The 14,432-nt window shown below is 30.7% G+C and carries 14 protein-coding genes; 3 read left to right on the top strand and 11 right to left on the bottom strand.

Going from position 1 to position 14,432, the window contains the following annotated elements; translation table 11 throughout:
- The first annotated feature begins 65 nt into the window (after nt 1-65).
- Nucleotides 66-797: an SIMPL domain-containing protein gene (locus H1R17_RS08005; protein ID WP_163430054.1), complete on the top strand. Its 732-nt coding sequence runs from the start codon at nt 66-68 to the stop codon at nt 795-797.
- Nucleotides 798-1,502: a DUF1003 domain-containing protein gene (locus H1R17_RS08000; protein ID WP_163430055.1), complete on the top strand. Its 705-nt coding sequence runs from the start codon at nt 798-800 to the stop codon at nt 1,500-1,502.
- Nucleotides 1,503-1,553: 51 nt separating this feature from the next.
- Here the strand turns inward: H1R17_RS08000 and queA are convergent, their stop codons facing one another.
- From queA to H1R17_RS07960, 8 genes are all read right to left on the bottom strand, one after another.
- The gene (gene queA / locus H1R17_RS07995; RefSeq protein WP_163430056.1) at nt 1,554-2,603 is read right to left on the bottom strand and encodes a tRNA preQ1(34) S-adenosylmethionine ribosyltransferase-isomerase QueA; all 1,050 of its coding nucleotides are present in this window, start codon (nt 2,601-2,603) and stop codon (nt 1,554-1,556) included.
- 134 nt (nt 2,604-2,737) lie between these two features.
- Nucleotides 2,738-3,958 (bottom strand): 3-phosphoshikimate 1-carboxyvinyltransferase, encoded by a 1,221-nt coding sequence (locus tag H1R17_RS07990; protein WP_163430057.1) that lies wholly within the window; start codon nt 3,956-3,958, stop codon nt 2,738-2,740.
- Nucleotides 3,959-3,962: 4 nt separating this feature from the next.
- Nucleotides 3,963-4,289 carry a nucleotide pyrophosphohydrolase gene (locus tag H1R17_RS07985; RefSeq protein ID WP_163430058.1) on the bottom strand — a complete coding sequence of 109 codons (327 nt, stop codon included), beginning with the start codon at nt 4,287-4,289 and terminating at the stop codon, nt 3,963-3,965.
- Between the two features lie 217 nt (nt 4,290-4,506).
- Nucleotides 4,507-6,417 carry a DUF3857 domain-containing protein gene (locus H1R17_RS07980; RefSeq protein WP_163430059.1) on the bottom strand — a complete coding sequence of 637 codons (1,911 nt, stop codon included), beginning with the start codon at nt 6,415-6,417 and terminating at the stop codon, nt 4,507-4,509.
- The gene (locus tag H1R17_RS07975) at nt 6,418-8,325 is read right to left on the bottom strand and encodes a DUF3858 domain-containing protein (protein WP_163430060.1); all 1,908 of its coding nucleotides are present in this window, start codon (nt 8,323-8,325) and stop codon (nt 6,418-6,420) included.
- 37 nt (nt 8,326-8,362) lie between these two features.
- Nucleotides 8,363-8,815: a D-aminoacyl-tRNA deacylase gene (gene dtd / locus H1R17_RS07970; protein WP_163430061.1), complete on the bottom strand. Its 453-nt coding sequence runs from the start codon at nt 8,813-8,815 to the stop codon at nt 8,363-8,365.
- Complete coding sequence (rsgA, locus tag H1R17_RS07965) at nt 8,815-9,780, bottom strand: ribosome small subunit-dependent GTPase A (protein WP_163430062.1); 966 nt, start codon at nt 9,778-9,780, stop codon at nt 8,815-8,817. The genes dtd and rsgA overlap by 1 nt, the downstream gene beginning before the upstream one ends.
- Nucleotides 9,781-10,869, bottom strand: coding sequence for a chorismate mutase (locus H1R17_RS07960; protein ID WP_163430063.1), 1,089 nt, complete (start codon nt 10,867-10,869; stop codon nt 9,781-9,783).
- Nucleotides 10,870-10,969: 100 nt separating this feature from the next.
- Between H1R17_RS07960 and gldA the strand changes: the two genes are divergently transcribed.
- Entirely contained in the window at nt 10,970-11,866 is an 897-nt protein-coding gene (gldA, locus tag H1R17_RS07955) for a gliding motility-associated ABC transporter ATP-binding subunit GldA (protein WP_163430064.1), read from the top strand.
- A gap of 97 nt (nt 11,867-11,963) precedes the next feature.
- Here the strand turns inward: gldA and H1R17_RS07950 are convergent, their stop codons facing one another.
- The 3 genes from H1R17_RS07950 to H1R17_RS07940 are packed head-to-tail and all read right to left on the bottom strand — an operon-like array spanning nt 11,964 to nt 14,427.
- On the bottom strand, nt 11,964-12,695 hold the full coding sequence (locus H1R17_RS07950) for a GIN domain-containing protein (RefSeq protein WP_163430065.1): 732 nt from the start codon (nt 12,693-12,695) through the stop codon (nt 11,964-11,966).
- Nucleotides 12,696-12,697: 2 nt separating this feature from the next.
- The gene (locus H1R17_RS07945; RefSeq protein ID WP_163430066.1) at nt 12,698-13,810 is read right to left on the bottom strand and encodes an acyloxyacyl hydrolase; all 1,113 of its coding nucleotides are present in this window, start codon (nt 13,808-13,810) and stop codon (nt 12,698-12,700) included.
- Between the two features lie 2 nt (nt 13,811-13,812).
- Nucleotides 13,813-14,427 (bottom strand): deoxynucleoside kinase, encoded by a 615-nt coding sequence (locus H1R17_RS07940; RefSeq protein ID WP_163430067.1) that lies wholly within the window; start codon nt 14,425-14,427, stop codon nt 13,813-13,815.
- Nucleotides 14,428-14,432: the final 5 nt, after the last annotated feature.

The following is a 14,432-nucleotide window of genomic DNA, read 5'->3' as shown; positions in this document are numbered from 1 at the left end:
AAGCCTACGTTTTTAGATTTTTTTTAAAAGAGTAGGCTTTTTTTGTATCTTTAAATAAAAAAGATATGAAAAATTACATCACAGCAGCTATTGTAGCATTAGGTTTAATAATATCTACTGCTTTTTTAGCAAATGCTTTTAAAAACCGCAACAGAGCAGATGATACAATTAGTGTTACGGGGTTAGGCTCAAAAGATTTTGTTTCTGATTTAATTGTGTGGAACAGTAGCTTTTCTAAAAAAAGTTTTGAATTAAAAGAAGCATATGCCTCATTAGAAACTGACAGAAATGCTATTAAAAATTATTTACTATCAAAAGGTGTTAAAGAAAATGAACTTATTTTTTCATCTGTAAGTATTAGCAAAGAATTTGCTACAACGTATGATGAAAACTCTAATGTACGCTCACAAACGTTTAATGGCTATTCATTAACTCAAAGTGTACAAATAGAAAGTAAGGATGTGGAAAAAATTGAAAATGTATCACGATCTGTTTCGGAATTAATCAATTCTGGTGTTGAGTTATATTCTAACACACCCGAATATTACTATACAAAATTAGCAGCTTTAAAATTAGAAATGATTGCCGAAGCTACAAAAGATGCCAGATTAAGAGCCGAAAAAATTGCAAAAAATGCAGGTTCATCACTTGGCGATTTAAAAAAATCAGACATGGGTGTATTTCAAATTGTAGCTCAAAATTCATCTGAAGAGTATTCTTGGGGCGGTTCATTTAATACAGCTGCAAAAAACAAAACTGCAACAATTACCATGAAACTTGTTTACAAAATTGATTAAATGAAAACCTTTACAAGTGCCGTATCGGGTACAGAATTTGCAGTAAGCGAAGCTGTAAAAGCGAGTTCTTTAAGAAAATCTATTTTTGATTTAATTAAAAAAGAACATCCTTTGTTTGATGAAGAATCAAAACTTTCAATAGACGAGTTAAACTTTTATCGACAAAAGTTTATTTCCGAAAAATTAGTGCAAGAAATTGGCGAGTTAAATGATTTAAAGAAACAAGTAGTTGCTTCTATTTCAAAATCTGAATTAATTACAGATGAATCTTATAAAGACGATTTAAAAAAAGAATCGTTTGGAAACAAAGTTGCTGATAAAGTTGCCGATTTTGGTGGCAGCTGGACCTTTATTTTATCATTCATTTGTTTTTTACTGCTATGGATAGTTGTAAATGCTTTTATTTTTATGAACAAAGGTTTTGATCCTTATCCTTTTATTTTATTGAATTTAATTTTATCATGTGTTGCCGCATTACAAGCGCCAATTATTATGATGTCGCAAAACAGACAAGAAACCAAAGATCGTGAACGTGCAAAGAATGATTACATGGTTAACTTAAAATCTGAATTAGAAATAAGAATTCTTCATGAAAAATTAGATCATTTAATGATGCATCAGCAACAAGAGTTAATGGAAATTCAGAAAGTACAAACCGAACTTATGCATACTATTTTAGAAGAAATTAAAAAGAAATCGGCATAAAAAAACTCATCCATAAAGGATGAGTTTTTTTTTTAAAATATATAACTAAAATTATATTATCAACATTGCATCGCCGTACGAATAAAACTTGTATCCTTCTTTTACAGCTTCATCATATGCTTTCATCATTAAATCGTGACCTGTAAAAGCAGAAATCATCATTAACAATGTAGATTTTGGCATGTGAAAATTAGTAATCATACAATCTGCAATACTAAAATCATAAGGTGGAAAAATAAATTTATTGGTCCAACCTTGATATGGGTTTAAAGTATGGCTTGATGAAACTGAACTTTCTAATGCACGCATAGACGTTGTACCAACAGCACAAATTCTACGTTTTTTCTCTTTTGCATTATTTACAACATCACAAGCTTCTTGTGTAATGATTAACTCTTCAGAATCCATTTTGTGTTTAGATAAATCTTCAACCTCAACCGGGTTAAAAGTTCCTAAACCAATATGTAACGTAATTTTAGCAAAATCAACACCTTTAATTTCTAAACGCTTTAATAAATGCTTAGAAAAATGCAAACCTGCAGTTGGTGCCGCTACAGCTCCTTCTTCGGTAGCATAAATGGTTTGGTAACGCTCTTCATCTTCTGGTGTAACCTCACGGTTAATATATTTAGGAATTGGCGTTTCGCCTAACTCACGTAATTTTAAACGAAATTCTTCGTAAGATCCATCGTATAAGAAACGTAATGTACGTCCGCGAGAAGTAGTGTTATCAATAACTTCGGCAACTAATGAATCATCGTTTCCAAAATACAACTTATTACCGATACGAATTTTACGAGCAGGATCAACCAAAACGTCCCACAAACGTTGTTCTGCGTTTAATTCTCTTAATAAAAAAACCTCAATTCTTGCACCTGTTTTTTCTTTATTACCATATAAACGCGCAGGAAAAACCTTAGTATTGTTTAAAACCATTACATCGCCTTCATCAAAATAATCAATAATATCTTTGAAAAGCTTATGTTCAATAGTTCCTTCTTTGCGGTTAACAACCATTAAACGAGATTCGTCGCGGTTTTCAGCAGGAAATTCTGCTAATAATTCATTGGGTAAATTAAAATTAAAATTTGATAACTTCATACTGATAATAAATCGTTTAGGATGTTACACTTGATTATTTCAAGTTTGCAAATATACAACTTGCAAATAGGGGTTGTCAAGTAAATGGCTGTTTATTTTAATAGCTCACAAATTAAACATTGACAATCAACAACTTAACAAATATTAATTGTATCAAGATCTTCCCAAAAAGCGGGATACGATTTTGAAACAACTTCGCTATCCTTAATAATAATTGATTGTTTTAAAGCCAAAGGTGCAAAAGCCATTGCCATGCGATGATCTTGATACGTTTCTATTTGAATATCTTCGTAAATAAAATCAACTGTATTGTTTATTTTTAAAGAATCATCTGTGATTTCTACAATTGCTCCAAATTTTTCTAATTCGTTTTTCAAAGCTTGTAATCTATCTGTTTCCTTTATTTTCAAAGTGTGTAACCCTTTTAAATTACACTGCACATTTAATCCTAAACAAGTAACAGCAATAGTTTGAGCGATATCAGGGGCATTGTTTAAGTTCAAGTTAAGAAATTGAACTGTATGTTTTTCAATCTTTTCAAGAACCAAAACATCCTTTTCAAAAGTGGTTTGCACACCAAAATTCTTGTAAATATCAATTAAAACAGCATCTCCTTGCAAACTATTTTTTTTGAAAGACGACAACGATAATTTAGAACCAATTGCACTTAAAGCAATAAAAGAAAAGAAATAAGAAGCAGATGACCAATCCGATTCAACAGTAAAGCTTGTTTTTTTAAGTTCAGAAGTCGATTTAATTGTAATGATGTTGTCTTTAAAATGAGTCTCGATTCCAAAATCTTGTAAAATAGCCAATGTCATTTCTAGATAAGGTAACGATGTAATTTTGCCAATTAGTTCAATTTCTAATCCATTTTGTAGTTTGGGAGCAATTAAAATTAAGGCAGAAATGTATTGACTACTAACATTTGCAGGTATGTTAACTTTATTTTTCACAATTTCCTGTCCTTTTATCTTAATTGGTGGAAAACCTTCTTTTTCTAAATATGAAACAGTAACATCTAATTGCTTTAATGCATCGACTAAAATTTTAATTGGTCGTTCTTTCATTCGCGAAGAGCCTGTTAAAATGGTTTCATTTAATGAACTGTCAATTGCATAATACGCTGTAAGAAACCGCATTGCTGTGCCTGCATGATGAACATCAATAATTGTTTGTTTTGATGTTAAAGCATTCATCATAACTTTACTATCATCAGAAAAAGAGGCGTTTATTATTTCTAAGTTTGGATATAACTTTTGCAACAACAACAATCGATTGGTTTCTGATTTTGAGCCAGAAATTGCAATGCTTTGATTGTTTTTTAGAATGCTTTTTTTTAACGCTATATCCATTGTTTTACTTTAACTTATTGTTGTTATGATGACGATCGTGATCGCGATTGGTTTTTACATCCATTTTTTTATCAAAAGCAGCTTGCAGATCAATTCCTGTTTGATTTGCTAAACATAATACTACAAAAACAACATCGGCTAATTCTTCACCTAAATCTTTGTTTTTATCGCTTTCTTTTTCAGACTGTTCACCATATCTACGAGCAATTATTCGAGCCACCTCTCCTACTTCTTCTGTAAGTTGCGCCATATTGGTTAACTCGTTAAAATAACGAACTCCGTGTTCTTTTATCCAATTATCAACGTCTAATTGTGCATTTTTTATGTTCATTTTCTTTATTCTTTTGTTTGTTTAAAAATTTTTGGTCGGATTACTTTATTGTAAATTATAATTAAAAATAAAAAAATAAAATACTTACCAATTAAATTATACCAACACAATTCTTCGCCACTAAATGCACATTGCACTTCATTGTAGCTCATTAAAAAAGTAACAATAATGTAAATTAGGGTGTATAATATTATTTTTTTAAGCATTTTAAAATGAATTAAATTTTCTTTAAAACAATTTTCTCATCCATAAACTTAACTAGTTCTTCAAAAACTGCTTTTATATCTTGGTATTCATTAGCATCAGCATAAGCTGTATTATAATCTAAATTCCATTTTACTTGTATTCTTTTATCGTCTTGATTAATAACCCAACGAGCATTAACTGAATTAGAACCCGTTTGAACCTTTCTTGCTTTTGGAACAAAATCTACAGCATATCCCGCAGGAATATTAAATGTTAAGGTGTAACTATTTTTATTAGGATATAAAAAATCGATTGGATAGGTACGTTTATCTAATTTAAATGGATTTTCGCGCATACTAAAAATAAAACCTGGAGTAATGTAAATTTTATCGCCAATTTTATCAAAAGCATTCTCTCTTGTAAATTTTATATATTCTTCAATATTAGCATCTACATCAGTTAAATTATTAATATTCAAAGAGTCAACTTGAATTTTATACATTTCAGCTAATTTTTCTGAAATTTTATCGTTGTTTAGATTTTTGAATTTATTTCTAAAGAAATACGCTTCGTAATTATTATAATTTCTTCTTAATGTTCCTGTTATTATTCCAGATTCGGGATTTAAATCAAGATAAGCATTTACATTGTATTTAGATTCTATTTTAGGTTCTAATAAAACATCTTTAGAAGATCCATCGTTTCGAACCATTCGCCCAATCCAATTTAGATTATGCATTGGTAAAATATCTTTATTTGATAATTTATCAGTTGCATCGTACAAATACGTTTTAGAACCATCTTCAACACCAATGATAACATTATTAAAAGCTTCTGGATGCGGCATATATGAAATACCTTTTGAACGAGTTGCTAAAAGGACAGGATATGCCTGAACATTTGCACTACGTAACATAGCAATTGTTAACAAATTAATTTCGGCAGCATTACCCGATTTTGCTTTAAAAATTTCTTTTAAGCTTTTTTCTGCACTAATACCTATTTCTTCGTTCCAATTGAAATTATTTTTTACGTAATCAACAATTACTTTTGTTTTATCATCCTGACTTTTTTTATCGCCTATTAAAGTATTAACAAACTCTTTTTCAAAATCGGCTTTCTTTAAATGAGGACCAAAAGTTTCTCTATCATTAATTTGCTTTATTACATCTTCCCAAGAACCTGCGTACATTTTGGCAGATCCATCTTTTTGGCGATAACCGCTAAACGAGTGTGTAATGGATGATCGATAATTATTTAAATTAGATACATATCCTTCTGCCTTTAAAGCAGGAATATCTTTTGCTTTAAAAACATATTTATCGCCAATGGTAAGCTGATTTATTTTCTCGCTTCCTTTTATGTATTTGTAGAAAAATAATCCTTCCGGAATTTTTAATGAAAACTCACTAAATTTTACAGGAATACCGTACTGAAAATACCATTCAGGTATATAAGTAAAAAAAGGAGATGAAATTTTAGTTGTGTATTCAATAATACTACCTTCTTTCACATTTGGCATAGTAAAACTTGCTAAATAATGGTTTCCTTCAACTTTTTCAAAAAACTCACCATCGCCTTTTAACTTTGTTTTTTCAACCTCTCCATTTACTAAATTATACGTAAATGCATTTGAAACATTTAATGTTTCTCTATCTGATAGCTTTCTATATAAAGGTATTTTTACAGTGGCAAAATCATAACCTTCTTTTTTTAAAATTGTAAGTCTGGTTTTAGTTTCAGTAACTACATTATAAGTATTTCCTGCAACAACAAAATAAGTTGATCCAATTTTATAATCAATTACTGCTACGGCAGTAGAGTCATTTGCATAAATTTTTTCTTGAAAATCATTTTTTGTTATCTTTTCAATTTTATACTCTTGCGCATGTACAAGTGTAACTGCAAGTGTAAATATAGGTATAAGTATTTTTTTAAGCATTTAATTGGTTTTTGATACGATAAATTTTGAACTATTATTTAATGAAACATCCATTAAGAATTGATAGTAGGCATTATAATCTTCTTTTAAATATTTGCCCGATTTTACAACAAACTTTTGATTAACTTTTAAGTTTTTACCCTCTTGAAACATTTCTACCACATAAGAACCAAACTTGGTATCTAATTTTTTAATTTCGGGTTTAAAAGATATGGTATATCCTTCGGGAATTGTAAATTCAGTTGTAATATTATATGATTTCCCTCTGTTTATTGTGAACCCCGTTTTTCTATTTGAATACTTTTGAGGAACGCGAGCAATACTAAAAAACGGATTTACACTAATTAAATAATCATTACCTGTTTTTGCGCCAACAAAATCTGAATCAAGCTGAATTTCTTCTGAGAAAACATAATTCTCTTTATTATTTTTTGCTTGATAATCAACAATAGATAAGTTTTTTAATGTTGTAAAAAAGTCTTTTAAATATTTAGCAACCTCATCTTTATCATTCGTATTTAAATAGTAAATATTGTTATAAAAAGACCCTTTATTGGTAAATGAAACATTGGTTTTTACACGTTGCATATTGTTTAAATTTACCTTAAAACTAGCTTCTAACACGTTTTCATTTTCATTATTAGAATTTGTGTTAACAAAAAAAGCTCCATCAGGTTTTATTGCCAATGCTTTTCTGTTATCGGTTGAAGTACTTAAATGACCAAAAGGTATTTTTTGACTGGTACATTCTAAAAAGATATTTCCCTCTTTTGTGGGTACTGTTAAAATAATATGATTTCCTTGTAACGAAATATTCTTTTCTTCAATATTTACAATTTTATCTGATGCGTGAATAATGGTATAATAAGACGTTACACCAACAGCTTCTAACAAACTTTTTGTATAATTTGTTAAGGCTTTACAATCGCCATAACCTAAACGGTCTACTTCTTTTGCAGGAAAAGGTTTCCATCCGCCAATACCAACTTGAATTGAAATGTAGCGTGTATTATTTTGTACATAATCAAAAATGATTCGAGCTTTATCAATATCTGTTTTAGCTTCTTTTGTAAGCCCTTTCATTTTAACAACGGTAGCTTCTGATAACTGATTTAATCCTTTTAGAAAATTTTCATGATACCAAACTCCAAATTCATTCCAATTATTTGCTACTCCTTTCACATTTCCTAAAGCAAAAGTATTGTTAGAAAAACGTACAATTGGTAATACATTTATGTAATCAATATTTAAATCTTCGTACTCTGGAGCTGAAACATTTGAAACTTCATAAGAAATAGTATTTGCTGTTTCCGTTTTAGCAATATTATACTCCTTTAAATTTGTTTCGTTTTTATTAATGGTAAATCCTGCTGGATAATGAAGTTGATAAGAAGCAGATAACAACTTCTCTTCAGGAGATTTTAAAGGTATAAATGAAGGCAGTGCAATGGTGTTAGCTTCTTCTGTTTCATAATCAAACTTTGTAAAAAAAGGATAATTAAAATAATTTAGATTTAAATTTTTCATTCTATTATCTGTTAGAATAGAAAAACCATCAGCTAAACTTGTATCTGTAAAATCTTTTTCTTTATAAGTCTTAACAAGTTCACCTTGTGCATTATAAATCTTAAACTCTAAATTCTTTACTTTTGATAGTTTATCATAAACAATTGATCGATCTACTTCACTTAAACCGTCTTCATTCTTAACAAAATTAATTTCGGAAAAATTTTGTTTGATTACTGTTTGCGATAAAATTTGATGATTTTCTTTCCGATTAACCACAACTCTATCAGCATTCTCTATAAAGGTCTGAGGTAAACTAGCTACAGAATAATCTATTTTTTTTTGACTGTAATTATTTATTGATGTTGCAAAAACAACAACACAAAGTATTTTTTTTATCATAAGTTTCTTTTTTTTGGTTGTAATAAATATAAGAATTTTACTCTTTATTCTTACTGTCTATTACAATGGTAACGGGTCCATCGTTTACTAAGGCAACCTTCATATCAGCACCAAAAACACCTGTTTGAATTTTCTTACCTAAATCAATTTCAAATTGTGTGATGAAATTTTCGTACAAAGGAATGGCAATATTGGGTTTTGAGGCTTTTATATAAGAAGGTCGATTTCCTTTTTTAGTGGATGCATGTAATGTAAACTGACTTACTACAATAACATCTCCTTGCATATCTTTTACCGAAATATTCATAACACCATCGGCATCATTAAAAATACGTAGGTTACCTATTTTAGACGTTAACCATTTAATATCTTCTTCGGTATCGGCATCTTCAATACCTAATAAAATCAATAAACCTTGCTGAATATCAGCTACTTTTTCGTTATTTACGGTTACCGATGCTTCTAAAACACGCTGTAAAACTACTTTCATTATTCTTCTTGATTTTTTCCGTTATTATATACATCAGTACGGTAATTTTCTTCATCACCGTCTAAAATTTGTATATAACTTTTGTAACGCGACCACGTAATTTCATCGGCATCTAAGGCATCTTTAACGGCACAATGAGGCTCTTCTCGATGCAAACAATTATTAAATTTACATTGCTCTTTTAATTTAAAAAATTCAGGGAAATAATCGCCCACTTCTTGCGGTTCCATATCTACAATACCAAAACCACGAATTCCGGGAGTATCTATAATTTTTGCATCAAAACTTAAATCGTACATTTCGGCAAAGGTAGTAGTGTGCTGTCCTTGTTGATGTTGTTCTGATATTTCTTTGGTTTTTAAGTTTAAACTTGGCTCTAACGCATTCACTAAAGTTGATTTTCCTACGCCAGAATGCCCTGCAAACATCGATACTTTATTGTGCATTAATTCTTTTAACTTGTCTAAACCTTTACCTTCGGCCGCCGAAACGCGCAAACATTGATAACCTATGGTTTCATAAACGTATTGCAGGTATAACTGATCATTCAATGTTTCTTCTGAAAACGTATCTACTTTATTAAAAACCAAAATAGGTAAAATACTGTATGCTTCTGCAGTAACCAACAAACGATCAATAAAACTGGTAGTTGTAACAGGATTGTCAATGGTAACCAAAATAAAAAGCAAATCGATATTAGCCGCAATAATGTGTACTTGTTTTGATAAGTTAACCGATTTACGAATTAAATAATTTTTACGGTTGTGAATATTGGTTATAACGCCCGTAACAATATCGGCACTATGATCCAACTCAAAATCAACTACATCGCCAACAGCAATTGGATTGGTACTTTTTATACCTTTTATTCTAAACTTACCTTTTATTCTACATTCATAAAAAGTACCTTCAGTATTTTTTACTGTGTACCAACTTCCTGTAGATTTATAAACAATTCCAATCATTTAGTTGTCTTTTCTGTTGATTATGTGATCTTGACGTGTAATACTTTCATCGTGAATAGCCTTAAATAATGATGTTATAAAAGCTTCGCCTAATTTATTTTCTTTGCCTTCGCGTTTCATTTTAAGCAATACTTCTTGCCATCTTTCGGGTTGCAAAACCGATACGTTTTTTGCTTTTTTAAGCAAGCCAATTTCATCAGCAATTTGCATTCTATCGTTTAATAATTTTAGAATTCGGGTATCAATTTCATCAATTCTTGTTCGATACAACTGCATTTCATGAAGGTACGAATCTTCATGATTGAATACATCACGAATAACCAAATGGTCTATAATATCTTTTAATTTTTGAGGCGTAACTTGTTGTGCAGCATCACTCCATGCTGTATCTGGAGTAGTATGCGTTTCAATCATCAATCCATCAAAATTCAAATCCAAAGCCTTTTGAGCTACTTGTTGAATCAACTCTCTATTTCCTGTGATATGTGACGGATCATTAATCAGTGGAATTTCAGGAAAACGAATTTGTAAATCGATTGGAATTTGCCATTCAGGTTTGTTTCTATATTCTATTTTCTCATAACTTGAAAAACCACGATGTATAAAGCCTAATTTTTCAATTCCTGCATTCTGTAAACGTTCAAAACCACCAATCCATAAACTTAAATCGGGATTTACGGGGTTTTTTATAAAAACAATTTTATCAGTTCCTTTTAAAGCATCGGCAATTTCTTGCACTGCAAACGGATTCACTGTTGTACGTGCACCAATCCAAAGTACATCAATATCATGCTTTAAAGCCAAATCAACGTGTTCAGCAGTAGCAACCTCGGTAGCCAAAAGCATACCTGTTTCGTTTTTAACTTGTTGCAACCAATTTAAACCAATGGCACCTACCCCTTCAAAACCACCAGGGCGCGTTCTTGGTTTCCAAATTCCGGCACGATAAATTGTTGCCGTTTCTTTTATACTATGCGCAATATCTAAAACCTGCTGCGGTGTTTCGGCACTACAAGGTCCTGCAATAACCAACGGTTTATTGTTTGTTAATTCTTTAAACCACAAAGCTTTTTCGTTCACTTTTGTCATAGCACAAATTTACAGATATTTAAACAAAATATGGTATAGTTTTACAGATATAGCCAAGTAATATAAAAAATACTTACTTTTGTGTAAAACATAAAATTCTATGTCGATAGAAGTACAAAATATCTCTAAAAACTACGGAACGCAAAAAGCGTTAAATTCGGTTTCTTTTTCAATAAATAAAGGTGAAATTGTAGGTTTTTTAGGTCCAAACGGAGCTGGAAAATCAACCTTAATGAAAATTTTAACTACTTATATTGAAGCAGATCAAGGTACTGCTACCGTAAATGGATTTAATGTAAAAACGCAATTAAAAGAGGTACAAAAATCAATTGGTTACTTGCCAGAGCACAATCCGTTGTATTTAGATTTATATGTGCGCGAATATTTGGCTTTTAATGCCGATGTTTATAAGGTTGACAAAAAACGTATCGAAGAAGTAATACAACTTACAGGTTTAACGCCAGAAGCGCATAAAAAAATTGGTCAACTTTCTAAAGGATACCGTCAGCGTGTTGGTTTGGCGACTGCTTTATTACACGATCCTGAAGTGTTGATTTTAGATGAACCAACAACAGGTTTAGATCCTAATCAGTTAGCTGAAATTAGAGAATTGATTAAAAACATTGGAAAAAATAAAACCGTTTTTCTTTCTACACACATTATGCAAGAAGTAGAAGCTATTTGCGACCGTGTAATTATTATTAAACAAGGACAAATTGTAACGGATAATAAATTAGAACAAATTTTTAGTAATGAAAACGATCAAGTAATTGAAATTGAATTTGATCATAAAATTGAAGAAGAGTTTATTAAACGTTTACCTCAAATAAAATCGTTTAAAAACATTCACGATATGCAATGGGAATTAGTTTTTAACAGTGATAAAGATATGCGCCCTACTCTTTTTGATTTTGCTAAAGAAATGGATGTCAAAATTTTATCAATGCAACTAAAAAACAAAAACTTAGAAACTATTTTTAGAGAAAAAACATCATAAAATTTAAATTAAAATGTCATTCTGAGTGAAATGAAATGTAACGAAGAATCTCTCAAAATATTAAGAGATTCTTCCTTCGTCAGAATGACAAAATGAGCTATTTATAAAACACATTCCCTGTATACAAACGTTCGATACTAACAGTATCGGGTTTATTGTATAAATAAACATTTCCTACAGAAGCTATAATTCCTTCTAACTTATTTATTGGAAAAAGATGTATGTTTTGATTACTTCTATGATAGATATTTACATATTTTGCTCTTAACTGTTTAGCATCAACAGTTCCATTACCTCCGTACAGTTTTACATCTAACTCATTTACTTTTCCTTTCAACTCAAAATAACCAACCTGATTGTCTTCAACCGTTATTTTTTGACTGTTTAATTTTAAATTAAAATGCGTTGAAGCACCACTTTCATTAGGTACGCTTGTTAAAAGATACAAGCTTGGATATCTTAAGGTATCGTTTGAGTAAACATTAAATTGCGTGTGCGAGTTAATTCTTTTTAAAGTAGGTGTATGAATTTTTAAAACTGCTGTTTCATAACTTTTAAGCATTTCACAACTTACCTCATTTGTTATAATCAACACCGAATCTTTTACAGAAAAAGAAAGAGCTGAAATTCTATTTTCAAAAGAATGAATTTCTAATTTAGACTCGTTATTTGGAATAATTTCTACCGAAACATTCATAGGAATATCAATGGTATGAAACCCTGCTAAAGTTTCTATCTTAGTTACAGCATCTCCTTTTTTTGAAAAACAACCATCTTCACTAGAACATCCAAAAATAAGGAACATTAAAAAAACGATACTCTTTTTCATAATCACAATTTATATCCAACACCAACCTCAAACGCTTCGGCTTTTGCAAAATGAGTTTTTAACGACATTACCCCAAAAACATTAGGCGTAACATAATAACGCATTCCTAATCTTTGATACAACGATCCGTTTTTTTTATATTCATCATGTATGTAATAACCTACGTTGGCTTCAGCTGTTAATTTATTTAAATACCACTCGTAACCAACAAAAACTCCAACCCTTTTCCAATCGGTATCAGCATGCATATTCTCTTCAGGAAATGATGTAGCTAAAAACGGAATTAGCTCTTTTAAAGAATTCGATAAAAAAAGATCTGCCCCTATTTGTGCAGCGCCATAATCATTCAAAGGTTTTTCAGCAATAGCAGTTATATGATAGAAAGGCTTTTGCCCCATACCAATAATATGACTCTCATTTACTCCTGTTCTAAACAACAAGTTATAACGCATTTGCATGGGGTGTTGCGCAAATGACGATGGTTTATTCACAACATCTTCATCAGAAAAATGATAACTTAAACCTACATTAAAAGCTAAAGTGTTGGTACTTGTATTGGGCGATTTTATGGTTGCATTGGAGTGATGTACAAATGAAAAACCTGCATTTACACCAATATTTTGCCAAATTCTGGGTTGATCGTAACATATCATAAAATACGTTGAAGGCATCAATTTAGAACCATAAGCCACATTTCTAAAATTGGTTTCTTTGTTGTAGGGATTATCGGCATAAGCCACACCTTGTGCTATGCGTAATTGTAATTTTCTGTTTAAAAAGTAAAAATTATAATGTCCGTAAAAGCCGTACAAATTTCCTAAAGTTTCATTATGATTGTTTTGTGTATGAATAGAAAAACCAACCTCGGGAAAACGATACATATGATGCCACTCTTTGTCGCCAGTTGTTCTGTGATTAAAAGATAATAAAAAGCCCGTTGGCTTATTGGTAATTAAATGCGAAATATTTTTGCTGTGCGGCAAAATAGATCCTTGGTAATATTGTGCAGTAAAGCTCCAGTTTTCTTGAGCTTTTACACTAAAAGCACTTACTAAAAAAAAACAAGCTACTACGGCTTGTTTGCAAAAACCACGCGTTACATTACAAAAAATCATATTTAGAACAGTCCGTTTATTTCAGCATCAATCCTGTTAATAATCATTCCTAAATCTTCAGGATTATCAACAAAATTAATAGGATCTACATCAATAATTAACAATTTTCCTTTGGTATAGCCTTTAATCCATTCTTCGTACCGTTCGTTTAATTTATTCAGATAATCAATTGATATGGAATTTTCATACTCACGACCACGTTTGTGAATTTGCCCTACCAAGTTTGGAATAGAACTGCGTAAATAAATCAACAAATCGGGGGCGCCAACTAAACCTTCCATCAATTCAAACAACTGACTATAATTTTCATAATCGCGGTTGCTCATCAATCCCATTCCGTGTAAATTAGGCGCAAAAATATGAGCATCTTCGTAAATGGTTCTGTCTTGAATGGTGTTTTTTCCGCTTTGTTTCATCTTTAAAACTTGACGAAAACGACTGTTTAAAAAGTAAATTTGTAGATTAAACGACCAACGATCCATTGAATGATAAAAATCGTCTAAATACGGATTATCAACAACATCTTCATAATGAGGTTCCCATTTATAATGTTTTGCCAACAATTGGGTTAAAGTAGTTTTTCCGGCCCCTATATTTCCTGCAATGGCTACCTGCATGAATT

Origin of the sequence: Flavobacterium sp. xlx-214, from assembly GCF_013874595.1 — a bacterium.
Taxonomy (GTDB): domain Bacteria; phylum Bacteroidota; class Bacteroidia; order Flavobacteriales; family Flavobacteriaceae; genus Flavobacterium.
Note: the sequence above shows the minus strand (reverse complement) of the source record. Positions and strands in the feature narration are given on the sequence as shown.